Raw genomic sequence first — 24,192 nt, 5'->3', positions numbered from 1 at the left:
TTTCCCTTGATTTAAACACGATTATTATTTTTAAGGAACAATTTGGATTTATTATATAGCACACCTGTATCTATTGTAAAGTATTATTTTCCATACTTGATCATGTACAGGGTAATTTCATCTCGGTTATGGAATAGCTGCTTAGCTCGCTGAATCTGCATGCCGGACTCCTCAAATGAAGCAATTACATCATGAATGAGCGCCAAGGGCTTTTTATGCATTAGCTTGACCGTAACGATAGCAGTACCACCACTTCGCAAACTATATAGTAAATCAGTAACGAGCCTTGCCATTTGCTTAGGACTCCAGCTCATATCACAAACCAGCAGATCGAACGAATTCTCTTTAAATTTGACTTCACTTGCATTTTTACGCAAAAAAGTCAGATTGGCGTACTTCATCAGTGATGGCTCCATCTTTGCCGGATCAACCGCTGTAACTTTCAGTCCCCGCTCCAGTAAGAAGGAAGTCCATCCACCCGGTGCTGCCCCAATATCCAGTCCCTGACGGAAAGCGCCAAAATCTATGCCGAACGTTGCTTCTGCTTCCAATAGCTTGAATTTGGCACGAGAAATTTGTCCATCTTCTTTTTGAAAACGAACCGCGCCTCCGCTCCAATCCGATAGGTTATCCTCAGGACGTGATACACCTGCATACCACGTATCTGTATCTGCAAAAACGGACACAATAAGATCGGCGCCTTGTACTGTCTGCTCCATAGGTAGATCACTTATTTGTTCACTCAAAGCCTGCTTGAGCGCACCTGCGCTTTCAGTCCAACTGCTATTAGATCCTTTGCGCACTTGTAAAGAAACACGTTGATCCATCAGTTCCTTGCGGTTACGGATGAATGCAACCAGCCGTTCCTGCACCTGAACCAGGTCCGTTCCTTCTTCCTGAAAATGAACTGGAAACAAGTGACGTAAAAACATCGGCGGCTGAGCTGTAATTGTCCTCATTGCCTCAATTTCTTCCGCAGGTAATGTAGCCAGAAAAATTTCACCAGGTAAAAGCATCGTGCTTTTTACAGAGCCAAATAATCTTCTAAGCTCCTCTTGAGCATAGGGTGCAAAACCGTGATTGGCCGTACAAACAAATCTTGATGATGACAAAGTAGATTCACTTTGTTCATCTGTACTCATATATAGTTCCTCCAAAATAACATTACCCTCCAGTGCACACCCGAATCCAGGGACGTTCTCCATCCCAATCCAGCTCAACCGGAACTTCATATGTGTGCATAATCAATTCTTTCGTTAAAACTTCTTTTTTCGGTCCAGCTGCTGCGACCTTACCATCACGAATCAATGCAACATGCGTAAAGAGAGGGACAATCTCCTCAATGTGGTGAGTCACATAAACCACTGATAAGTCTCGCTTGCGGAGCCGATCAATCTCGACCAGCATTTTTTCCCGCTCAAATAGATCCAACCCGGCACAAGGCTCGTCCATAATCAGCAGACGAGGTTCTGCCATCAGTGAGCGGGCCAGCATCACCTTTTTACGTTCTCCTTGAGATAACGTCCCCAGTGGGTGATGAATCAAGTCGCCTAAATTCATACCCTCCAGCAAAGATATGGCCTTTTCTTTTGCCCCTCTCGGAATTTCCTGATAAAAGCGCAAAAAAGCATACGCACCTGTAGCGACAACTTCCCAAACGGGATCTTTTAGCGCCAGCTTTTCCAACAAGGTCTGGCTGATATATCCGATTTGCTTGCGAACTTCCCGCACATCACATTGACCATACATTTGCCCAAGCACTTCAACCGTTCCATGACTTGGAAACATATATCCTGTCATCATTTCCAGCAATGTTGTTTTACCGGAACCATTGCGACCCAGAATGGCCCAATGTTCACCTTCTCGTATGTCCAGGCTTACATCGTCCAAAATCAGTCTTTCTTCCCGCTGCAACGTAATGCTCTTCATGGATATCATTCCATCACGCTCCTTATTTTGCTCAGCAAGTGTTCTACAGATTCCATTTTGTAGATGATTTCAGGATTTTTGTTTTCACCATTATATATAAGAAGCGCGGGAACGCTGGATATCCGGTACTCCTGTACCAGTTCAGGAATATAGTTAATGTTGCTCTGCACCACTGCTTCTTCAGGGAGCAAATGCTCTGCTACCTCCAGCATTTTACGGGCAGCCGCGCATGTTCCGCACATGGGAGTGTACACAAATAAAGCCAGCTTGCATCCCTCCCATATGGCACGGCGCGCCTCTTTTTGTCCGATCTCTTTCATCGTTCAGACCCTTTTCTGATCTCTCGCATACGCTCTTCGGGTATGGGCCCGTTATGTACGGTGACTCCCTCTGGCTTATTCGCATAGAGTAGCTCATACATGGCTCGCCGCCCCTCTGGACTGGACGAATGCAAGTAAATTTCACGTGGATATAACCGTTTCTCTGCGATAGCAGCAGCCACATCCTTTCCCGTAGGCTGACCTGGACCCAAATCATAATCTAGCGATAGTATCGAAATAGGGTATTCATGAAGCAGCAGCAGACACTCATCCGCATCTCTTGCCAGCTTAAAGCCCGGAGGACAAGGCCGATAATCGTCCATAAACAAATACATCAACTTCTCCTCCTTTTTCCATATATGCAATCTCACAAGCCTCAAAGATAGTTATTATCAATCAGACCGATTTACTCCCAGCTTAGAATCATTTGAATATCCTCCTGATGTGTCCCATCAGGTCCCGTCTCACTCTCCAAAACGATAGGAATACCTCTTACAGCCTCCTGATCTGTCATCCAACGCATGCCCTCAGTACCAATGTAGCCTTGTCCCACACGGGCATGTCTATCTTTTTTAGAGCCATATGGGTATTTAGAATCGTTCAAATGAACTCCACACAGAGCTGACCAATAGCCGAGACGATTCCCTTTTTCGATCAAAGCCTCGTCCATTCCACCGTTCCACAATCCCGCTGCATATGCATGACAAGTGTCCAAGCAAAAGCCGATACTGTCAGGATGCCGGCACAGCTGACGGATCTGCACCATTTCCTCAAGCGTGGTTCCCATGGGTCCATGATCTCCCGCCTGATTTTCGATCAATATTTTAGCATTTCCCAGCCAGCCTTCCAGCACATCATTAAAACAGTTAATGATATTACGGTAGCCCTCTAGAGGGTCTAACGAATGCATATGACCAAAATGAACGACAATCCCTTTTGACCCACAGGCTTCAGCAATATCCAGATCATTGCGTAATGAAGCAATCGTCAGCTCATAAAGTTCCTGACCACGCTCGGACCCATGAGCCGGATTAACGGGATATGGTGAATGAGCAATGGATTGAAGCTGGTGCTCTAAACAGTAAGCGTTGCAAGCAGCAGCATCAGTAGCACTCCATTCCTTAAGCCTAAGACTACGAGGATTTTTCGGGAAATATTGAAATGAACGTCCCCCCTGCTCTCGCGCACGCATAGCGGCTTTGGAAAAGCCACCACGCGTACTCACATGGGAGCCGATGAGCAATTTAGGCATCATGCTGCTGTACCGGGCAATAAAATGCTTTTTTCCCCGCCAGTTCAACCCTTACAATTTTCCCGCCACTTGGAGATTCTTCTCCTTCGCGGTCATATACTCGACACTGATGATCAAATCCACCTGTTAGCGTGTCCCCCTCCATTAGAGGCATTTCCATGTACCCGCCTTCCGCTGTAGCTTCACGTAGTACGGATTGAGTGGCATGATATAGCTTTTCCACTTTTTCTGGCGACTGCACAATGTTCTGTACTTTGGAACCCGGTGTAAATCCGGCGATATAAGCAATTTCGTCTGAATAACAATTGCCAATACCCGAAAAAATGTGCTGATTCACCAGCGTTGTTTTCAAAATCCCCCGGCGTCCCTTCAGCCGTGCTGTAAACTTTTCCAACGTCATGCGACGGTCTAACGGATCAGGTCCCAGGTCTGACAAAGCTTCTTCTGTTTCTTTAGCCGTTAGCAGGTGTAGATAACCTAAGCGCAGTCCGATAAAATAAAGCTTTACTCCACTAAAATCTAATTCGATTTGAACTGTACGATCTGGACGCTGCTCCTCCGTTCCCAGATATAATAGTCCTCCGAGCATCAGATGAAGTACGAGCCGCCCGCCCGTGTTTAAATGAAAAATCAAATGCTTGCCTCGACGCTCTAAATATACAACGGTCGTTCCCAGCAATTGCTTCTCAAACGTTTCCACTTCAGTATTAATGGACTTTTCACGGCTAACCGTAACTCCAGTAATCGGAATGTCCAAAATTTGTTTTGATAATAAGATTCTGTAGTTTTCCATTTCAGGAAGTTCCGGCATAACAACATCTTTCCTTTCGTAGCTACATAGCTTTTAATTCTCGCAAGTTTTGTAAGACATATACTTTCTATTATTTCAGCTCTTCTTTCATCCAGTCCTGCAGTTCAGCGAGATTGTCAAACATCAGGTCAGGTTTCACTCCAACGGTACGCACATGCTCGTCCATATTAGCGCGGGTCGTCACGCCCGACAGGATCAGAGCTGTTTTACAACCTGCTGCTGCACCTGCCGCAATATCTGTAAGCATATTATCGCCCACAACCAGAGCTTCATCCGCCCTAATGTTTAAGCGGTTCAGCGCATAGTTCATCAATACGCTTGAAGGCTTGCCGATGACAATAGGCTTTACCTGTGAAGCCGCTTCAATTGCAGCTCCAATCGTACCTGCACCTGGCGTTAGCCCATCATGTGAAGGCAATTGGAGATCCGGGTTTGTCAAAATAAAAGTTGCTCCTTCCCGAATCCAACGCATGGCAGCGGCCAGCGCATCATATGTAAATTGACGATCTATCCCCTGCACCACATAATCAGGATGGTTCTCAACAAGCTGCAAACCGGCTCCTGTGAGTGCATCGCGTAATCCTGTTTCACCAATACAATATACACGAGCTCCAGGACTTTGCTGTGCAACATATTGTGCAGCTGCTAACGCCGAAGTATATACTTCATGGCTGGCCGCTTCAATTCCCATACCAATCAAATGCTCAGCCACCGAATCGGGTGTACGTGAAGCATTGTTTGTAACATAAGCATAAGGTATCTGGTCTGTACGCAATCGGGATATGAACAGATCCGCACCCTTGATCATCCGATTTCCATGATAAAGTGTTCCATCCAGATCAATTAGTAACGATTTTATCGCAATCCCCTCCCCCACTTCAAATCCATTCACATCTTAGCATTAAAAATTATAATTCATCCCATGAACGATGTTCTCCTTCGTATTTAACCACCTTAATTATTCAGGTCATAAAATAATCGGCCGTCTCTATTCATCTCATCTATCTTAAGTCAAAAATGCGTATGAAGTCCATGAATTGCTGGTAAACCGTCCAAAATAGTGCCATTCCTCGCTAAAACCCGTCGCTTTCACATGACATAAGTTCACTTCTTCGTCGAAATCCATCGAAGGCGCTATTTCCTCAAAGGAAATCTCCTGTATTTCCTGGTCATGCTCAAGAAGTATAATCCTTTAAATTCGATATATAGAAACTCGAATATGACACGCCTCCATATATGGTAGAACAAATTCATCCCCACCACCCTGCACGGGTTCTCATCTCTTGTCGCATCCTGCGCTTTCCCGGAAAATAATTTCGGTGAAAAACAAAGGCACCGAGGCAAGCCCCGGCACCCATGCACATATCTTCTCCAATCGTTTATTAACCGATATCGGGTACCGGTAACAACACATGCTGCTCCGCAAGCAATGAATTAGGAAATATGCTTTGCGCTTCCTCCAGCAATGGCTGAAGCTGCTCCTGATCTTTATACCTAGAACTAAAATGCGTCATGATTAACTGACCCGCACCTGCGGCTTTTGCAGCTTCCGCTGCCTGAAGCGCTGTACTATGATGATACTCGTAAGCTGTATCTGCCAGTTCATGCAGAAAAGTGGCTTCATGAACGACGACAGTTGCATCTTGAGCCAGCACTACCGTATTCGGACAAGGTCTCGTATCCCCTAAAATCGTGATGATACGCCCTTTTTTCGGCGAACCCAGTACATCCTGAGGATGTAAAATAACTCCACCCTCTACCTCCACGCTTTCCCCACGCTTTAACTTACCGTACACCGGGCCGGGCTTAATACCATATCGCTCCAACAGCTCTTGGTTAAGCTTACCGGGCTTATCCATCTCTACAACTCGGTAGCCATAGCTGTCAATCCGATGATCCAGCAAAGCTGACTCTACCCGGAATTGTCCGTCATCAAACAGAACCCCGCCCGTATGCTCCACAATATGTAGTTGGTAATTGATACGCGATTGGCTGATCCCTAAAGATAGCTCGATATATTGCTGGATTCCAGGCGGCCCATATACCGTCAGTGGTGTCGTTCCCCCTTGATACGCTCTGCTCGACAGCAGTCCCGGCAGACCAAAAAGATGATCCCCATGCAAATGGGTGATAAATATTTTTTCAAGTCTGCTTAGTTTGAGCGGCGAACGCAATACCTCTTGTTGAGTGCCTTCGCCGCAGTCGAACAGCCACATGCTTCTTCGTTCTTCCAGCAAACGAAGAGCGATGGACGTTACATTTCGCTGAATCGTAGGCACCCCTGCATTTGTACCGAGAAAATAAAATTCCATAACATTAACCTTCTTCCTGCTGACCAGCAAAAAACCTCCGAAGCTCGGAGGGTATTTGCTATCCCATCTGATAAAGGTGTTAAACCTTTTCGACGTTAAAATACTGCGCCTGAGGGTGGCTGAACACCATGGCTGATACAGAAGCCTCCGGTTCCATCATAAACCCTTCCGTCAGCTCAACGCCAATATCCTCAGGTTTTAACAACTGGAACAACGGCCCCTGATCCTCTAGATCTGGACATGCCGGATAGCCAAAGGATACCCGAATGCCTTGATATCTGGCACCGTGTCGCTGTTTCATTGTCATATCGGCAGGGTCCGGGAACCCCCAGCTATCCCTGATAATATGGTGAAGCCGTTCCGCTAACCCTTCTGCTACTTCGAGTGCTACCGCTTGAAGTGCATGCGAGCGCAGATAATCTCCTTTATCTTTCCACTGGGTAGATATCTGCTGAATCCCATGACCAGCTGTAACGACCATGAAACCTACATAGTCCATAACCCCGGATTCCACTGATTTCAAGAAATCAGCCAGACATAGATAAGGCTCTACCTGCTGGCGCGGGAATGTAAATGTGTGCAGTACCTTGCTCACATCCGACGGATCATAGATCAAAATTTGATCTCCTTGGGACTGCGCTGGAAAGAACCGATACATAGCATGTGCCTGGATGATTCCGTCTGTCACAGCTTCAAACATGATGCTGTCCACGGTTTCCTTCAACTGAATCGCTTTCGGATCTTCCGAAGCCAGCAGCTGTTCAACATTGCCTTTTAAACCAAGATGATGCCCCATTAGCATCTGCATATTCACGTAAGGCAAAATATAATTCAGTGGATAGTTGCGTAGTACATGGCGATCCGTATCTGGTGGAATATAAACGGGCAAATCCTGAGCAATATTAGAGCGCACAGCTCGAGTGAGCTTAGGGAGCGGCTTGGCTTCCACGACGATTGCCGCTTCCGCCTCCCGCTCAGCCTCCATGTCCTCAGCCATTTTTTTGCGGGACTCAGGATTCATAAGCTTATTGGCAATATCCAGACCATCCATAGCATCCTTTGCATAGGCAACCAGACCATCATACTCAGGACGGATACGATTTTTAGTGAACTTACGTGTTAAAGCAGCTCCACCCACCATTATTGGAATATCAATATTCGCATTTTTTAAATCCTGTGCGGTCAGCACCATTTGTTGTGCCGATTTAACAAGCAGTCCGGATAAGCCAATCATATCGGCCTTTTCTTCACGGTAAGCTTCAATAATGCGTTCTGGTGGTACTTTTATACCCAGATTCACGATATGGTAACCATTGTTGGATAGAATAATCTCCACCAGATTCTTACCAATGTCATGCACATCACCTTTGACTGTAGCCAACAAAATCTTACCTTTTACTGAGGATTCATTCTTCTCCATGAACGGCTCTAAATAGGCTACGGACGCCTTCATCACTTCAGCGCTTTGCAGCACCTCTGCAACAATCAGTTCGTTATTGTTAAACAGTCGTCCTACTTCCTCCATCCCCTTCATCAGCGGGCCATTAATAATTTCCAGCGAAGAATATTTCACGAGCGCCTGCTCCAGATCCGGAATGAGTCCCTCTTTACTTCCCTCGACTACATAGGAAGCCAGTCGTTCTTCGAGCGAAAGGTTTGATATCTTTTCTTTTTTCTCCACTTTCTTGTTACGGAAAGCTGCTACAAAAGCGGATAAAGTATCGTCATTTGTTTTATAGATCAAGTCTTCCGCAAGTTTCCGCTCATGCTCTGGAATGGATGCATAACGTTCAAGCTTCTCAGTGTTTACAATCGCATAGTCCAGACCTGCTTTGGTGCATTCATATAAATAGACGGAATTGAGCACTTCACGACCCGCTTCCGGCAAACCAAAAGATACGTTACTGATGCCCAGGATGGTATGTACCCCGGGAAGCGCTTCTTTAATAATGCGAATGCCCTCAATCGTTTCCTTAGCTGAACCGATATATTGCTCATCACCTGTTCCTACTGGAAATACGAGCGTATCAAAAATTAGATCCTCCGCTGCCAAACCGTAACGGTTCACCAACAGATCATAAGAACGTTTAGCTACCTCAAGCTTATCCTCACGTGAAATAGCCTGTCCGCGTTCATCAATGGTTCCAACAACAACAGCGGCGCCGTACTTATGAATAAGAGGAGCCATTTTCTCAAATTTCTCTTCACCATCCTCCAAATTAATGGAGTTAATAATCGCCTTACCTTGCGAATATTGAAGTGCTTTATCAATGACTTTAATATCCGTGGTATCAATCACCAAAGGTACTTTTACCTTGTTTACAACCAATTTCAAAAACGCTTCCATATCCGTCATTTCATCGCGATCCGGGTCCTGCACACAAATATCAATGACATGCGCTCCGCTTTTTACCTGAGCGCGGGCAATTTCAGATGCCTCTTCATATTTGCCTTCCACGATCAAACGCTTGAATTTGCGGGAGCCCAGAACATTCGTTCGCTCACCAACCATATACGGACGATTGTCCTGTTCAATATATACAGGCTCAATGCCTGATACGGCAGGAGGATGATGACCTACCAGCGGACGCGGCTCAAACTGCGCCATACTTTCACTCATAACTCGAATGTGCTCAGGCGTGGTACCACAACAACCCCCAGCAATATTCAGCCAGCCTTTTTCAGCGAAAGCAGCCATTTTACGTGCTAATGAATCAGGCGATTCATGGTATTGGCCATTTTCATCGGGCAAGCCCGCATTTGGATAACAGCTAATAGCTGCAGAGGACATTTCAGACAGAGAGCGAATATGATCACGCATAAACTCTGGACCTGTAGCACAATTCAACCCAATCGAAATTGGATGTAAATGTTCCAGCGATATGCAAAAGGATTCGATATTTTGTCCGGCCAACGTCGTTCCCATAGGCTCAATCGTGCCTGAAATCATTAGTGGAAGCTCGATACCTGTCTGCTCAAAAGCCTGCCGAATTCCGATGCTTCCAGCTTTGACGTTAAGCGTATCCTGTGAGGTCTCCAAAAGGAGTACATCCACGCCGCCTTCAATAAGCGCCAAAGCCTGCTCTTGATAGCTTTCAATCAGCTCAGCAAATGTAACACCACCTGTGACAGACAAGGTTTTCGTGGTTGGGCCCATAGCTCCTACTACAAAACGAGGCTTGTCCGCAGTGCTGTATTTATCCACCGCGTTACGCGCCAGTTTGGCTGCCACCAGATTAATTTCACGGGCACGTTCTGGTATATCGTAATCCGCCAAAACGACGGATGTTGCTCCAAATGTATTCGTTTCAATTAGGTCTGCTCCGGCCTTCAAGTAGGCTTCATGAATCCCTTGAATGACATCCGGTCTCGTTAAGACCAGCATTTCATTACAGCCCTCCAGCTCTTCCCCACCAAAATCATCGGGGGAAAGGTCTTCCTGTTGAATCATGGTGCCCATGGCCCCATCAAGAAGGAGTATTCTTCGTTGTAATGCATCCTGCAAGCTAACTTTATCCAAATTTCTTCACCCCCGCAAAACGTTAAATCCTAGTTTAGCAGAAACCGTATCATTTAGATAGATTGAAGTAAAAACATACGTTTTATACAGGTTGTTCTTTGTAAAAACGACTTCTCTAATCCATTTTTATAGTTTGTAGCAGTACAAAACGTACTTAACCCTGGCCCTTTAGCTATAGTCATTTGCATTATAAAATGTTGAAATCCTGTATTGTACAACGTTTCAAGACATGGTATTCTTTATACAACATTAATCCAAGTGGAAAAGAGGGAATAAATATATGGCCGAAATCTTAATACGTAATACGAAAGAACGGATTAGCGGTAAAGAACAAGTACGTGAATTTCTGGAGAGTCACGAGATATTGTATGAACATTGGGATGCTTCCAAATTGTCCGGGGAGCTGCAAGAGAACTTTACCTTAACAGATGATCAAAAGGCCGATGTTCTCAAAACATTTGAACCCGAAATCAAGGATTTAGCCGCACGTCGCGGATATAAAATATGGGACGTTATCACTTTATCTGAAGCAACACCGAATTTGGACGAGCTGCTGGCCAAGTTTGAGCAAATTCACACCCACACCGAGGATGAAATCCGTGCCATTGTCGCTGGTAAAGGCATCTTCATCATTAAAGGCCCTGAAGAGATCGGCTATTTTAACGTAGAGCTTTCACCGGGGGACGTTATCTCCGTACCTGAAAATATACCTCACTTCTTCACTTTAATGGAGAATCAAAAGATCGTCGCAATCCGCTTGTTCATCGAAGAAAATGGCTGGATTGCCGAACCGTATGAAGACCCAACCTTCATTAAAGCATAATTACGAATTTATCCTTGTGTGAATAAAAAAACTCCCTCTGCTCTGTAACAATCGAGCGAAGGGAGTTTTTTTAATACTCGTTTCTAAAGATTATGGATTTCTTACTTTAACGATTGAATAATTCCGTCCAATTCAGACAGATGCTTGATTTCGAACTTCGGCTTGATCTCTGTGGTATTGGTTTTAGCGTTCCGGTTCACCCACACCGAGTGTACACCTGCTGCCAACGCTCCTTGAATATCAGTCGTCAGCTTATCTCCTACCATTAAAGCATGTTCAGGCTCAATACCAAGAAGCCCCAAAGCATGCTGGAATATAGACGGATCAGGCTTGCCTCGACCAAATGAACCTGAAATGACAACATGATCAAAAAAAGGAGCTAATTGAGGAACTCCATCCAGTTTCTCCTGTTGTAGATCAGGGGAGCCATTTGTCAGCAATAACAGTTTGTAATGTCCCTTCAATTGTTCTAGAATCTCAAACGTTTCTTCATATACATGTGGACGCGCGCGTCTTTCCGAAGCAAATTGGGTAGCTAGCTTTTCCGCCAACTTCTCATTATCTATCCCTAGTTGCTGGAGTCCTCTGCGCCATGATTCCTTTCGATAAACAGGGGCCAACTGTTCCAATTGGCGGAATTCAGGTTGCTCACCTGCTGTAAAATTCGCCCACAATCCTTCAAACGGGTTAATGCCGATCATTTGAGTAAAACTAAAGGTTTCATAGGATTCATACAAAGCGCGTGCTTCCTTACGTACCGCTTCCTCCAGAGTTTTCGGATCAACGCCTGCTTCACGGGAGCCTGTTTGGCACGCTGCATCAAATGCCTCTTCTACACTACGTTCATCCCATAAAAGGGTATCATCAAGATCAAACATTACCGCCTGAATCGTCATCTGAATTATCCACTCTCTTTCCACAGTATATGTACACCTATTTGCTCGGTTAAATATTTGAATCGTTATGTGTGCCCATATTAAGCAAGCGGCCGCAGCATGTTATATGAAATAACATCATACGGCCTTTGTTAAAGAGCTACAGGCTAAATCAGTTATTTCTTGTCCACCTGTATCTGATTGGATAGCGCAAACTTCTCAAGTCGCTCTGCAATGGCATCCGTGTCATAGCGACCTAATGATTTTGTGAAAATGAAATTACCGCCCTTACCTTTTCTTTCAACGGTTACGTAACCCTTTTCAATCTTGATGGCTTTCATGTCCCCAGCCGTCATTGGACGTTCTCTACCACCTTTCAGCATATAGAGAGTATCCTTTCCCACTTTCAGATAAGGACGACGGATGAAAAAGATAACAGCCAGCATCAAGTAGAGGCCGAATACAAGCCAATCCATTCCTCGCATGCCAGTCTTAGTCAAAAAGTAACTCATAAGCATGTACAATACAGAAAGACCAGCCAGCATAATTGGCACAGTAATGTTACGACCACGGAAAATATCCATTGCAGAACCTGCGCCATTAATGGTTTGAATGCCTTGCTTTTTGCGCGATTTATTTAAATGCGCTGTGTTTTTGCGTACTTTTCTTTCAAATGATCGGGCCATCTCTCAATTCCTTCCCAGATATATTACAATAAAACAATTGCCTCAAAGCTGATCTATATAGATACCGAGAACGGTACCTAAAACAAAAGGCAAATTGCAGGCTTGGGCGCTTTAACAACTTTAATGCTTCAGCCCGTCATTTCCCTTCGATGTATCATCGTCCACAAATTCAATCGTTTCAAGCTGCTGCCGAAAATTACGGCGAATGTTACCTAAATAAATTTCCCGAAGATTGGCGCGCTCTGTGGCTTCCTCTTCCGTCAAACCCTCGGATTTTGCTTTGCGCGCTAATTCATTGATGCGCTGAACTAAGCTGTCTATATCCAAATTGTGTCCCCTCCATAAAAGCAAAGATATAATACACTTTGACATGTAGAAAAGAGCTTGTCAAGGCTCCCGCATTACGCTCCCTGACAAGCTCTAATTGTCTATAGATCAGAAGTTAGGAAGCTTGAGTACCTGACCTGCCTGTACTCCCCGATCCTCCAAACCGTTAATCCGCACAATTCCTTCTATATATACCCGTGTATCCATTCGTTCCGGTTTATGATTTGCGGCAATCTCCCACAACGTATCTCCAGGTTGTACGGTCAGTTTAGTCACTTCTTCCTTGGAAGCTGAAGGTGCCGCGAAAACCGTAAGTACACCTGCCCCTGCAATCCAAGCAACAATCACTAAAATAAGAAGCTTAACTAAAAGAGTATTAGTAATAATTTGCATAAAATGCGCTCTACCCTCTTTTCGGGTCTCCTGCAAATTTTCTGAATTCATCGGAAAAATACTTTGATAAGTGCTATATTTCATCATTGGCTGCGACCTCCAAACGTTTGTTCTTATGTTTTCACAATATAACACGAACATTTGTTTTGTTCAATAGAAAAGAGAACAAAAGTTCGCGATTATTTTTAGGGATTATTTAGAACTTATGTTTGTACGAACGGAGGTTCTATGCTATAATTTTCCCAAACGTTACTAAATGGGGTTGATACGGTATGTCTAAGATTTCGAGCCGCCAGCAGGCCATTCTTGAATTTATCCGCAATGAAGTGCGTCTAAAGGGATACCCCCCTTCTGTACGCGAAATAGGCGAGGCTGTCGGATTGGCCTCCAGTTCTACGGTTCACGGTCATTTGGATCGTTTAGAGAAAAAAGGACTCATTCGACGCGATCCTACAAAACCACGGGCTATTGAGTTACTCGGTCAAGACGAATCGGATAACAGCAACTTGATTAATTACTCCATTAGTCGTGTCCCCGTCGTCGGCAAAGTAACTGCTGGCCTTCCTATTACGGCGACAGAAAATATTGAAGATTACTTTCCTCTTCCCCAACACTTTGTTGGTGAGGATAAAATATTCATGTTATCTGTTGTAGGCGAAAGCATGATTGAGGCTGGGATTGCTAACGGAGACTATGTAATCGTACGTCAGCAGCAGACCGCTGATAATGGCGATATTGTTGTAGCTATGACAGATGAAGACGAAGCTACAGTTAAAACCTTCTACAAAGAAAAAGATCATATCCGGCTTCAACCTGAAAATCCAGCCTTTGAACCGCTTCGCCTGACACACGTCAGCATTTTGGGCAAGGTTGTAGGACTCTTCCGGGACTTCCACTGATTTCTCGTTCTTTCTTCCCCGTTATTCTAACCACTAATACAAAACCGGCTGCCTAGGGCAAGCCGGTTTTGTATTGTTATTATGTATCTCACAACTATTTTTTCATTTCAGCAACCTATTCCTATTGTTTCTACTATAAAATCAGCCTCCTCATCTCAAATAATCACCCACTGATCTTGAGCAGCTATACTGTTATGGGCAAAACTAATAGATCTTTCTTTGTTTTGGATAAATATGGTATATTAATTACTCATAGCTCTGTAGGAGGAATTAAATGAAAAAAATTATAATTTCAGCGTTTTTTGTGATATTTATCGCCATAAGCTGTGTAGTACCAACAATGGATCATTTGTATGCAAAAGAGAAATCACACATAACAACCTACGATCGTATTCAGTACATACAAATACTTATCCATTTCAGGTATTTAGAAAAGCAACTCGAAGCTGTAATTTCCGAAAGAAACAATTATCCAGAAGACAGCCAAGAATATAAACTGCTCTCTGAACAACTGAATCATATTCTTGCTCAAGAGGCGTACTACGAGAAAAAACTTAACACTCTTAATAGTAAATAATTTTCATACTAAACTGCATATTATTTATCTACACTATTAGACTCATGCCGACCTGCCTGTAACATTCTCCTGCAACGTAAAGTTGAAATGGCGAAGACAGGTTCGCATGAGTTTTTTGTTAACCATTAGTAATATAGGTACCAGCTTCTTTTTGCTTTTAATAGATTTATGCTGATACATTACTATCACAATTGACATATGTATATAGCAGACCTAAGCAAAGGAGATATGCAGATGATCAGAAATAGAGTTAAAACGTATAAGCATCGCATCGGGAAAAACAGATATCTGGTCGTTAAAGTCTTTCAAGCCGCAGCTGCTAAAACAGGAAGCGGAAATGCACTAGCAACCAATGCCTTGAATATCAAAATTTCCAAGCGTAAGCATAAACACCACTAAGATTCATCCGTACCTTCATTTCCTTGAAGGGAGGTGATCATATGAGCAGAAGACATTGCAGACGTGATTTGAGAAGAAGAAGATCAAACATCCGTTCGAATCAAAGAGCCGTTGCGCGTGCAAGAGGTAACGCACTGGCTGTTAATCTGTTTAGCGTGAATGATAGACAACGCAGACGTTAATAATCGTTTTCAAGCAAAAGCAGGAAGGATTCTTCCTGCTTTTTTTTGTGTTAAACAGCACACCTAACTACTGCTATGAATCGTTGAAGCAAGCGGACGAGATCGTAGAATATCACACATAGTTGAACAGTCGCTACAATTTTGCTCTTTTTATAAATCTAACAGACAGGAAAAGGTGGTTCTCTTTTAGAATAGTGTGCATAGAGAAATTAAACCAGGAGGAGACAAGCCATGATAATTAAAATGTCACTTTCGAATATGGGAGATTTTAAGAAGTCAAATGAGAATAACGGCTTTATTGTGTCAGGAAGGATTATACCTAAATACGAGAACGATAATTGGACATATATAGAAGAAAGTTTTCCCGAACCATATTTTAAACAGTATGAGGATGATGACGTTGATATCAGTTATATTGATGAACAAGGAAAATCTATTTTTTTATATTATGATAAGAACGACTGTGTTGGACAAATTAAACTTTGTACTAATTGGAATGGCTATGCTCTAATTGAGGATATTGCCGTCGCTAAAGACTGGAGACACAAGGGAATCGGAGCAGCCTTATTGAGTAAAGCAACCGAGTGGGCTAAGCAGAATAACCTTGTTGGTCTTATGCTTGAAACACAGGATGTGAATGTTTTAGCTTGTCGATTCTATGCTAAAAATAACTTTGTAATCGGCGGAGTTGATACTATGCTATATTCTAGCTTTTCCACAGCCCGTGAAAAAGCGATTTTTTGGTATTATAAGTTTAAGCATTCAAATTAGCTTAAAATCAAACTGATCAGCAAACAAAGCTCTGCCAACCAATTAAGGTTAGCAGAGCTTTTGATTTATTTAGAGTATCCACTTACTTCAAACGTGAGGATGCGATCATTTTCAGCATGTAATCCTTTTCTGCTCTTATCAGGAATCTGAAACTGAACGTCTATATACAATAACAGTTAAAATCCCGCTAATTATAATGACCACTGTAAAAATCAATAACATATTGCTATATAAATAAGCAGATGGAAAATTAATGATTGGTATAAATTTTTGATGAATAAAACGTATTGATAATAAGCCTCCTACAACTGAAATCCCTGTTCCTTCTGATAAAAAGCTTATAAAATTAAGCAAGCTCATTCCTGCGCCAGCTTCTTCTTGTCTTAAACTACTTGAAACAATAGTGGATATTACTGTTTTAATAAAAGAAAGACCACCGAAAACAAAGACTATAATAATAGACATCAGCCAAGGTGTCATTTCAATAAAGAAAGCAGCTATCAAAAAGCTGATGGCAAGAAATGCAACGCCGACTGCTAGCACATGTAAGGAACCTTTCTTATCAACAAGTGCTCCTCCAAGGAAACCAAAGAAAATAACACTCATCGTTCCAGGAAAAATAATTCCACTGCCAATCATTGCGGTACTTAAGTGATGAACGTCTTTCATCATATAAGGGACCATAGAAACAAATCCAGCTACGGTACCAAACATAAGTCCGCCACAAAGGATTCCTATCATAAATGCAGTATTTTTCCCCAATGAAGGATCAACAAAAGGAATGGTTACTTGTCTGATATGTTTTAAAAAGATCAAGAAGAAAAGAATACTTATCACCAGAAAAGAAATTCTGTAAGACGTTGTATACAACATAAACATTACAATGCCTAGAGATATAAGCACGATTCCTGCAATGTCAAGTGAACCCTTTGATATGACTTCCTTTTTCAATAATTTTATCAGGAAGGGAACAGTGACAAACGTTAGAACAGGAAGAAGCAGTAAATGAGACCAATGAATATAATGAGCAATCATCCCACCAATAGCCGGTCCTATCCCTTCACCCATTGCTACGATAGACCCGATGAGGCCATATGCCTTGCCCCTGTTTTCTTTTGGGATATAGCGAGCAACTACGACCATCACAAGTGAAGGAAATGGAGCTGCACCAATCCCTTGTATAAATCGCCCCAAGATAAGTGTTGGAAAAAAAGTATGTCCCATAAATCCAATTAATGATCCTATGCAATTCACTATCATTCCAAACAGAAGCAACCTTTTAATACCTAACTGATCAGATAGCTTTCCGTATACAGCGGCTCCTATAGAAAAACTTAGCATAAAGGCAGTATTTACCCAATTTGTAACGGCTGGTGTTTTATTGAATTCATCAGCAATATCAGGTAAAGAGATATTAAGAACCATTTCATTTAACACACTAAAAAACGAAAGAACACAAAGCCACATTAAAATTTGGTTATGGTGTAAAACAGACTGTGAATAAGGGGTTTTCACTTTTGACCCTACCTATTTTTTTCATTCTACCACCTTATCTAGAATAGGAAAAAATGTAATTATATATACGAATGCAACAATCCATGAATTACAATTTTAAAGTTTTTTCAGATCCCCTTTAAAGTTAATGAAGTAAGTAACGATGTAGCAATATATATCCGATCTTTTCCATCCATTTGTTTTAAATATAAGAAACAAACCACTCCAGAAATAAGATACATTCAAGACATGAGTGCAGCCTCCTGATGTGTTATGCGCAAATTATATTCCGAGTACAAAAAATAAGCTCCATATCATTGGAGGTTTAATACAGCGCCTATTTCCATACGAGAAAATGTAATGATCTTTGGGTCACCATTCCAGCCCTCTATGATTACAATATAGAGCGTATATCGCTCTTGTTGTCCCCCTCTTCCAAAGCCAGCAGACGCGCCTTTATGTCCACTACACTGCTACCTGTTTTCAACTCCAGTTCGTTCATGTTGGGCCCACGTCATTGCTCAGTAGAATAACTGTAGAGTATTGGTAGTAGCGTTTTGATATCGGGTAACAAAGCGCTCAACTTCTTTGATTACCTGTCGTTTTCCGTATACTATACAGATCAGAACAATGAACGATAAAAGAGGATACAACTATTGCGCAACAATAGCGGATTAGACGGTTGCCAAAGCGACACTGAACTTTTGCAGAAGTTTACGATGGTGTACGTGAAGCCATGGAAAGAATATGGGGGCGATATTCCTGAGCCAGTAAGAACTAGCAGTAAACTTAATGTGTGTATTCCTAAAAGCCTGTGTCGTCCAATGTCAAAAAGGGCTGCCGCAAATGTTTCCTTGAACCAGCATTGTCTTTAAAAACCTGAGCAAATGAGAAATATATAATAAAATCCAGAGTTCACAACTCCGTTAGCCCAGCCTAAACAGACGTATCCCAGCTAGTACCAGCCTCAAACAGCAGGTCATTCACCAGATTGGTGCCAAGATGCCAAAGGCTGAGGATAGCTGCCACTTCCGTAAAACAGTTTCCAATTAAGCGTACAATCGCAGCACGTTAGATATAAATTATCCAAGTAGGGGGAAATAACCATGGCATTTGAAGGTTATAGAGAAGACAAGCGAGGACATTGGTTTGACTGGCCATTCCCCTTGTCAGTATCAATACTGTATGTAGATGCGGATGTAGACGTAGATGTAGATGAAACAGAAACGAAATGGTACCTCATTGTCGAAGAAGAAAAACATTTGATCCGAATTAGGGATGAAAAGCAAATTGAACTGCTTAATCACTGCATGTATGGAATCTTGTTAAATGACGAGAAGATCAACTGGATTATTGATAAAAATGGCGGTAGATTTACCTATCACGACAGTGTGCAAGATTTCATCAAATTCCAGAAAGAATACCTGGATATATTCTAAAAGCCGTGAACAGTTAAAAGCTCTGCAGACCAATTAAGGTAACAGAGCTTTTCGATTTATTTAAAGTATTCACTTACTTCAAACGTCAGAATACGATCGTATAGCATGTAATCCTTGCGGTTGCTGAATGGTCCTTTATTGTTATCGTGCTTATTGATGGCATATGAAGCCGATCCAGATCCATCCTGCTTACTTTCGTACCATGTGATAAATTCATTGACCTCTTTCATGCTCAGATCGAATTCTTTCCCCAATCCTGTTGTCATTCCATGAGTGTCGAAGTTAGGGGGAATTTGTCCTGCAAAAAAAGATTCTATCAAACTTTGGCAGATAGAATCTTTTTCCGTTATTTAACGATAAATTCAACAACTGTTAAAAAAGATTGTGGACATGTAAAGATTAAAGTTCGGAATAAAGGAACATCAAATCTCACTTGGAGTTTGCAGGGTAACGGGAGAGAATATGTCTATAAAACTGTTGGCAAAGGAGACACATTAACGTGGACTAGTCTTAATTCATTCCCTAATACAACAGCTACAACGATTAACAATTTAGGGTCGATTAACGACCATACTGTATTCCAATCCATTGTTAAATTCCTCCCGTTTCTTCTTTTCGATCAAGTCGTTTATGAGCCTGTTTCGCTGATTCTTCAACCCGCGTAACCCGTTCGGATAAGGCATCAATCCTTTGGACCTGCACCCTCTGTTCGAGCCGAATGTCGTCCACGCCGCGCTTGATGTAATCAACATCCGCACGCTGCAAAGCTTCCGCTCCCGCCTCTTGAATGATGTCTTGCCGCATTGACCTGCTGCGCCCGGCCCAACCTAAAATAATCCCACTAATCGCAGCAATTAAACTGTAATATCCATCGTGTTCCCCCGTCTCTCTGTTCAGGAAACTTTTCCTGAGCTATCATCATCTGTTTTCTGATCTTTTTCTTCTTGGGCCTGTATTTCTGCTAAAGCACTTCCTACTGCTATATCCAAACCTATAAGTATTTCTTTCCGGCGTGCTGGCTGCGAAGCAATGACAGCAGAAATGACCTCAGTCAATTCTTCAACTGGCCTTGTTAGATCCATTTGTATATCCAATGCGGATTTTATTTTTGCCACGGGTTTCATCACCTCCTTGGACAGCAAAAAAGACACCTTTAACTTACAGATGCCTTTGATTGTTCCTTATTATAAATTTTCAAAAGCCATTCACGACCTAACTGAGTAAATCTGCGGTGATAGATCACTTTACCGTTATCAAGAACTTCTTGTTTGATTTCAACATAGCTGCAATCCGCATATCTGCTATACAACAACCATGTGTCATTCTGCCTGAATTGAATCTTTCGATTGCCTAAATCATGGTTAAGCGCAATTGCTGACTTAAATCCGAGTTCCTTGGCAATCTCTGTAGCCGTATACGTTTTGTTTACATGCATTAGGATTGCATTTGTCCTTTCCGCCTGTACTCTGGCAGCACGTTCTTCCTTGAGCTTAGTCACCAGTTCAATTCCAAAGTCAGGATTATTGAGGATATTGTCAATCACATTATCCGTAGCATATATTCCATGCTTCCTGATCGACGGCAATATTTCATCAGCTACCTTGGCCTGAAATGCTTCAGCTACTTCGTTTCTTGCCTTCATTGCCAGTCGATAAAAGATGTTTTCGGGAATAAAAGTATCTTTCGACACTTCTGTCGAAAACTTCAAATCCGATAAATACTGCCTCACTCTATCCTATTTGACATACTCTTTACTTTTGGATTTGTCTGTAAATCCTAATCCTCGAGCCACATCCTCCAAATTCAATTGCGGCGTGCCGTTTCCATCAATAAATCCTCTTACTCCGTGAATTGTAAGTATATACATTACTGATCTCACCTTTCATTGTACGCAAAATAAGCCCCTGAGTTATCAGAGGCTTTCATACTTATATCTTAGATTGCTTCAGCTGCTATAACGCTACGGATTTTAAAAACCCATATGTTATTAACCTAATACGAACGAACAGGATAGTTGAATAACATTAATCAATCTAAATAGCATGTCGACCTACGTGAGGCTTCAGCCTAAACGGGACTACGCAGGTTGTAGTTAAATTACCATTGTGATAAACTGAATGTAATTTGATGATGGGAGTTGAACGGATATATGTAGGACTTTCTTGCTTCGAGATCACGAAAAGAACGGACTCAGCGATCGGCTGTGGTCGTTTTATTTCATCTCTGCAAGAAAGCTCTGCGTTTCGTTTGCGCTCCCTCTCCGGACAGTCATACGGCCCCTTGGAATGGGGTCGTATTTCCTCGTATGGATTAGAGCCGCAAGAAAGCACCTTTCTTGCGGCTCTTTTTTATTTCCAAACGAAAGGATGATTGCCATGCCCGCCATTCAGGTGACCAATCTTACTTTTGCCTATCCAGGCAGCTATGACCCCATATTTGAAAATGTTCATTTTCAAATTGATACAGACTGGAAGTTGGGCTTTACGGGGAGAAACGGTCGGGGGAAAACTACGTTCTTAAACCTGCTTCAGGGGAAGTACGAATACAGCGGTACGATCTCCACACCAGTCGCCTTTGATTATTTTCCGTTTCCCGTCGAACACCCTGAGTATTTGACCTTAGACGTCGTCGAGGAGATCGTGCCAAACTATGAGAACTGGAAGTTGATGCGCGAACTGAACCTGCTTAAGGTTTCAGAAGACGTGTTGTACCGGCCATTCGAATCGCTGTCCCAAGGAGAACAGACGAAGGTATTGCTGGCCGTGCTATTCATCCAAGACAATCGATTTCTGCTCATCGACGAGCCGACCAATCATCTCGACTTGCACGCACGCAAGCTTGTCGCCGATTATCTGAATACGAAGCGCGGTTTTATTCTTGTTTCACACGACCGGGCTTTTCTCGACCGCTGCGTGGATCATATTCTATCGATCAACAAAACGAATATCGAAATCCAAAAAGGCAACTTCTCGAGCTGGTGGACGAACAAAACTCGCCAGGATACGTTTGAAATGGCACAAAACGAAAAACTGTACAAAGATATACAACGTTTATCAGCTTCTGCTAAACGTACTAGCGGCTGGTCTTTCGAGACCGAAAAATCAAAAAACGGCACACGAAATTCCGGTTCCAAGCTTGACAAGGGATACGTCGGGCATAAGGCAGCAAAAATGATGAAACGCTCGAAATCCATCGAACAGCGGCAACACGCAGCTTTAGAGGAAAAATCGAAACTGCTCCGAAATATCGAACAGTCAGAAAGCCTTGCGATCTCTCAGCTCGTGTATCCCAAATCGGAACTGGCGATGTTGGATCACGTCACGATTTACTATGGGGAAAGAGCGGTTTGTAAGAACGTTAGTCTGACGATCGAACCAGGAGATCGGATTGCAATTTCAGGTCCAAATGGTTCAGGTAAGTCTAGCTTACTCCGCCTGCTCAACGATGAGACGCTACACTATACAGGAACGTTTCAGCGGGAGCCGCAGCTTCGCGTTTCCTATGTATCCCAGAATACTTCTCATCTGCGAGGAACGCTTTCCGATTATGCAGCAGAGCACAGAATTGACGAAAGCTTATTTAAGGCCGTGTTGCGTAAGCTAGATTTCGCCCGCATCCAGTTTGAGAAGGATATATCGGCGTTTAGCGGCGGTCAGAAGAAGAAGGTTCTGATCGCGAGAAGCCTATGTGAGGAGGCTCATCTGCATATTTGGGACGAACCGCTCAACTTTGTCGACGTGATTTCCCGGATGCAAATTGAAGAGCTGCTGCTTGAGTACACGCCGACCATTGTATTCGTGGAGCATGATCGGGAATTTCATGACCGTGTCGCTACGAAAACGGTTGAACTCGGTGGGGATTAGAATTTTACAAAGTGACTTGGAGTAAGACATGATTTCAACGACAGAAAGCTTTGCACAACAACCTTTATGAAAAGGGAAGAGATTGACTAACGGGACACAATAGTTCAATAAAAAAACGGCAGTCTAGGATTTTATTTTCTCGTCCATAGCTGCCGTTTATTTTGTTTGAGTGCAGTCTAATACTAATTCCCTTATATAAGAGTAAAAGCCCTCTGTTTAAGAGGGCTTTTGTGTATACAGTATATAATTTTTGTTTGCTACTAGATTACTACATATTTATTTAAGTAGCTAATGCTGCTTTAAGTTGTTCTAGCTCTTTTTTATGCTCTAATAAACTGTCTTTGGATTCTTGTAATTCCTTTTTTGTCTTAGTGGCGCTTTTTTCAATGCGCTCAATAAGTCTTTGATCGTCGCCCGCCGCACCTATTTTTCTATCGATGTCAGTCAATGACTTTTCATATTTTTTAATATTATTATTAAGTATTTCGATCAATTCTTCCACAGTTCCAATGTGCTTTACAATTAGTTCCTTGGACCAATTGGTATATGGGTTATCTTTCAAAGCTATAGCTTGTGACTGCTCTTTAACAACCACATTAGAAGAAGGAGTTCCTGTTGCAATTTCAATAGTTTTCCCCTTCACCGCTAGGTTCGCCCCCAAAGATTCTGAGATCGAACGCAAAGGTACATACGCTGTACCATCGACGGCAATAGCGTTTTCAGACAATGTTGTTCCATTTACTCTCACATTGTATTCCCCTGCAATAGTCTTCCCAACTAGTAATTTCACTTGATCTGCCGCAGCTCCACCAGAATTAGCTAGCAGTACTCCAAGTAAAGCACCTATAAACATATACATCTTTTTATTCATCTAAATGCCTCCACTAACGGTTTATTCGTTCTCATATTACCATTGGAAGATATTGTCGTAAACAATTATGTTGAACATGAACTGCTACCCCCACCTACAGGATTTCTACGACCCAAGAGCATTAAGCTACCACCCGAACCTCTTCGACCTAAAGAAATGGTCTCTTGTCCTGTTAAGACATAAGCCACAAGTCCGAATGAATCAACCCTAATTCTTCGACCTGTCTTACCTGTAAAATTATTCTAACTGCCAGACAAAACTATTAGGCCCTGGTGGAGGTATATATCCCGGAGAAAATTGTAATTTCTAAACAAGCCGAAGTAGTTAGGAACATTGTTGAAACCACTTATTATAGTTACAAGAAGAAAATTATTCTACGTCACGATTAAATCTTTCCATAGAGGACTTTGCGTATTGAGCAAAATGAATCTGTTCATTTATAAGCACAT

Annotated in this window: 27 protein-coding genes and 1 pseudogene; 8 read left to right on the top strand and 20 right to left on the bottom strand. The window is 42.6% G+C overall.

Annotation, left to right across the window (positions count from 1 at the left end):
- Positions 1-83 precede the first annotated feature (83 nt).
- From MHB46_RS00480 to metH, 9 genes are all read right to left on the bottom strand, one after another.
- The gene (locus MHB46_RS00480; protein WP_341161263.1) at positions 84-1,142 is read right to left on the bottom strand and encodes an SAM-dependent methyltransferase; all 1,059 of its coding nucleotides are present in this window, start codon (positions 1,140-1,142) and stop codon (positions 84-86) included.
- Positions 1,143-1,164: 22 nt separating this feature from the next.
- Complete coding sequence (locus MHB46_RS00475) at positions 1,165-1,938, bottom strand: ABC transporter ATP-binding protein (RefSeq protein ID WP_341161262.1); 774 nt, start codon at positions 1,936-1,938, stop codon at positions 1,165-1,167.
- Positions 1,935-2,249, bottom strand: a complete 315-nt coding sequence (locus MHB46_RS00470; RefSeq protein WP_061831513.1) for a thioredoxin family protein — start codon at positions 2,247-2,249, stop codon at positions 1,935-1,937. Before MHB46_RS00470 ends, MHB46_RS00475 begins: the two co-directional genes overlap by 4 nt.
- Complete coding sequence (locus tag MHB46_RS00465) at positions 2,246-2,584, bottom strand: cyclic-phosphate processing receiver domain-containing protein (RefSeq protein WP_235309667.1); 339 nt, start codon at positions 2,582-2,584, stop codon at positions 2,246-2,248. Before MHB46_RS00465 ends, MHB46_RS00470 begins: the two co-directional genes overlap by 4 nt.
- 71 nt (positions 2,585-2,655) lie before the next feature.
- On the bottom strand, positions 2,656-3,504 hold the full coding sequence (locus MHB46_RS00460) for a deoxyribonuclease IV (protein WP_341163666.1): 849 nt from the start codon (positions 3,502-3,504) through the stop codon (positions 2,656-2,658).
- Complete coding sequence (locus MHB46_RS00455; protein ID WP_165177044.1) at positions 3,494-4,312, bottom strand: Fpg/Nei family DNA glycosylase; 819 nt, start codon at positions 4,310-4,312, stop codon at positions 3,494-3,496. The genes MHB46_RS00460 and MHB46_RS00455 overlap by 11 nt, the downstream gene beginning before the upstream one ends.
- A gap of 70 nt (positions 4,313-4,382) precedes the next feature.
- The gene (locus tag MHB46_RS00450; RefSeq protein WP_165177503.1) at positions 4,383-5,189 is read right to left on the bottom strand and encodes a TIGR01457 family HAD-type hydrolase; all 807 of its coding nucleotides are present in this window, start codon (positions 5,187-5,189) and stop codon (positions 4,383-4,385) included.
- A 505-nt stretch (positions 5,190-5,694) separates the two neighbouring features.
- Positions 5,695-6,624 carry a ribonuclease Z gene (gene rnz, locus MHB46_RS00445; RefSeq protein WP_103049124.1) on the bottom strand — a complete coding sequence of 310 codons (930 nt, stop codon included), beginning with the start codon at positions 6,622-6,624 and terminating at the stop codon, positions 5,695-5,697.
- 79 nt (positions 6,625-6,703) lie between these two features.
- Positions 6,704-10,144 carry a methionine synthase gene (gene metH / locus MHB46_RS00440; protein ID WP_069080595.1) on the bottom strand — a complete coding sequence of 1,147 codons (3,441 nt, stop codon included), beginning with the start codon at positions 10,142-10,144 and terminating at the stop codon, positions 6,704-6,706.
- A gap of 280 nt (positions 10,145-10,424) precedes the next feature.
- Here metH and MHB46_RS00435 point away from each other — a divergent pair, with 280 nt between their 5' ends.
- Positions 10,425-10,967 carry a 1,2-dihydroxy-3-keto-5-methylthiopentene dioxygenase gene (locus MHB46_RS00435; protein WP_341161261.1) on the top strand — a complete coding sequence of 181 codons (543 nt, stop codon included), beginning with the start codon at positions 10,425-10,427 and terminating at the stop codon, positions 10,965-10,967.
- Between the two features lie 101 nt (positions 10,968-11,068).
- Here MHB46_RS00435 and MHB46_RS00430 read toward each other — a convergent pair whose 3' ends face one another.
- The 4 genes from MHB46_RS00430 to MHB46_RS00415 form a co-directional block, all read right to left on the bottom strand.
- Complete coding sequence (locus MHB46_RS00430; RefSeq protein ID WP_341163665.1) at positions 11,069-11,863, bottom strand: HAD family hydrolase; 795 nt, start codon at positions 11,861-11,863, stop codon at positions 11,069-11,071.
- Between the two features lie 155 nt (positions 11,864-12,018).
- A complete protein-coding gene (locus MHB46_RS00425) occupies positions 12,019-12,528 on the bottom strand; it encodes a hypothetical protein (RefSeq protein ID WP_061831521.1) in 510 nt (169 codons plus the stop codon).
- Between the two features lie 120 nt (positions 12,529-12,648).
- A complete protein-coding gene (locus tag MHB46_RS00420; RefSeq protein WP_013310543.1) occupies positions 12,649-12,855 on the bottom strand; it encodes a DUF896 domain-containing protein in 207 nt (68 codons plus the stop codon).
- Between the two features lie 108 nt (positions 12,856-12,963).
- Positions 12,964-13,332, bottom strand: a complete 369-nt coding sequence (locus MHB46_RS00415) for a LysM peptidoglycan-binding domain-containing protein (protein ID WP_165177506.1) — start codon at positions 13,330-13,332, stop codon at positions 12,964-12,966.
- 188 nt (positions 13,333-13,520) lie between these two features.
- Here MHB46_RS00415 and lexA point away from each other — a divergent pair, with 188 nt between their 5' ends.
- From lexA to MHB46_RS00390, 5 genes are all read left to right on the top strand, one after another.
- Positions 13,521-14,147 (top strand): transcriptional repressor LexA, encoded by a 627-nt coding sequence (lexA, locus tag MHB46_RS00410; protein ID WP_013310545.1) that lies wholly within the window; start codon positions 13,521-13,523, stop codon positions 14,145-14,147.
- 274 nt (positions 14,148-14,421) lie between these two features.
- Complete coding sequence (locus MHB46_RS00405) at positions 14,422-14,724, top strand: hypothetical protein (RefSeq protein ID WP_341161260.1); 303 nt, start codon at positions 14,422-14,424, stop codon at positions 14,722-14,724.
- Between the two features lie 234 nt (positions 14,725-14,958).
- Entirely contained in the window at positions 14,959-15,123 is a 165-nt protein-coding gene (locus MHB46_RS00400) for a hypothetical protein (RefSeq protein WP_016821950.1), read from the top strand.
- A gap of 41 nt (positions 15,124-15,164) precedes the next feature.
- The gene (locus MHB46_RS00395; protein WP_165177052.1) at positions 15,165-15,305 is read left to right on the top strand and encodes a hypothetical protein; all 141 of its coding nucleotides are present in this window, start codon (positions 15,165-15,167) and stop codon (positions 15,303-15,305) included.
- 231 nt (positions 15,306-15,536) lie between these two features.
- Positions 15,537-16,076: a GNAT family N-acetyltransferase gene (locus MHB46_RS00390; protein ID WP_165177054.1), complete on the top strand. Its 540-nt coding sequence runs from the start codon at positions 15,537-15,539 to the stop codon at positions 16,074-16,076.
- Between the two features lie 138 nt (positions 16,077-16,214).
- Here the strand turns inward: MHB46_RS00390 and tet are convergent, their stop codons facing one another.
- Positions 16,215-17,591 (bottom strand): Tet(L)/Tet(K)/Tet(45) family tetracycline efflux MFS transporter, encoded by a 1,377-nt coding sequence (gene tet, locus MHB46_RS00385; protein ID WP_165177056.1) that lies wholly within the window; start codon positions 17,589-17,591, stop codon positions 16,215-16,217.
- Between the two features lie 1,085 nt (positions 17,592-18,676).
- On the opposite strand from tet, the gene MHB46_RS00380 reads away from it, so the two are divergent.
- A complete protein-coding gene (locus MHB46_RS00380) occupies positions 18,677-19,009 on the top strand; it encodes a hypothetical protein (protein WP_069289682.1) in 333 nt (110 codons plus the stop codon).
- A 56-nt stretch (positions 19,010-19,065) separates the two neighbouring features.
- Here the strand turns inward: MHB46_RS00380 and MHB46_RS00375 are convergent.
- The 5 genes and pseudogenes from MHB46_RS00375 to MHB46_RS00355 form a co-directional block, all read right to left on the bottom strand.
- Positions 19,066-19,275 (bottom strand): annotated as a pseudogene (locus tag MHB46_RS00375) (fibronectin type III domain-containing protein); the annotation flags it as partial.
- Between the two features lie 325 nt (positions 19,276-19,600).
- Complete coding sequence (locus tag MHB46_RS00370) at positions 19,601-19,813, bottom strand: hypothetical protein (RefSeq protein WP_341161259.1); 213 nt, start codon at positions 19,811-19,813, stop codon at positions 19,601-19,603.
- Between the two features lie 89 nt (positions 19,814-19,902).
- Complete coding sequence (locus MHB46_RS00365) at positions 19,903-20,124, bottom strand: hypothetical protein (RefSeq protein ID WP_341161258.1); 222 nt, start codon at positions 20,122-20,124, stop codon at positions 19,903-19,905.
- 38 nt (positions 20,125-20,162) lie between these two features.
- Entirely contained in the window at positions 20,163-20,699 is a 537-nt protein-coding gene (locus tag MHB46_RS00360; protein WP_341161257.1) for a phage antirepressor KilAC domain-containing protein, read from the bottom strand.
- A gap of 45 nt (positions 20,700-20,744) precedes the next feature.
- Positions 20,745-20,876: a hypothetical protein gene (locus tag MHB46_RS00355; RefSeq protein WP_341161256.1), complete on the bottom strand. Its 132-nt coding sequence runs from the start codon at positions 20,874-20,876 to the stop codon at positions 20,745-20,747.
- A 508-nt stretch (positions 20,877-21,384) separates the two neighbouring features.
- Here MHB46_RS00355 and abc-f point away from each other — a divergent pair.
- Positions 21,385-22,872, top strand: coding sequence for a ribosomal protection-like ABC-F family protein (abc-f, locus tag MHB46_RS00350; RefSeq protein ID WP_165177060.1), 1,488 nt, complete (start codon positions 21,385-21,387; stop codon positions 22,870-22,872).
- Positions 22,873-23,152: 280 nt separating this feature from the next.
- On the opposite strand, the gene MHB46_RS00345 is transcribed toward abc-f, so the two are convergent.
- Positions 23,153-23,743 carry a stalk domain-containing protein gene (locus MHB46_RS00345; protein ID WP_165177062.1) on the bottom strand — a complete coding sequence of 197 codons (591 nt, stop codon included), beginning with the start codon at positions 23,741-23,743 and terminating at the stop codon, positions 23,153-23,155.
- Positions 23,744-24,192 lie beyond the last annotated feature (449 nt).

Source organism: Paenibacillus sp. FSL H7-0703 (assembly GCF_038003485.1).
Taxonomy (GTDB): Bacteria; Bacillota; Bacilli; order Paenibacillales; family Paenibacillaceae; genus Paenibacillus; species Paenibacillus polymyxa_B.
Note: the sequence above shows the minus strand (reverse complement) of the source record. Positions and strands in the feature narration are given on the sequence as shown.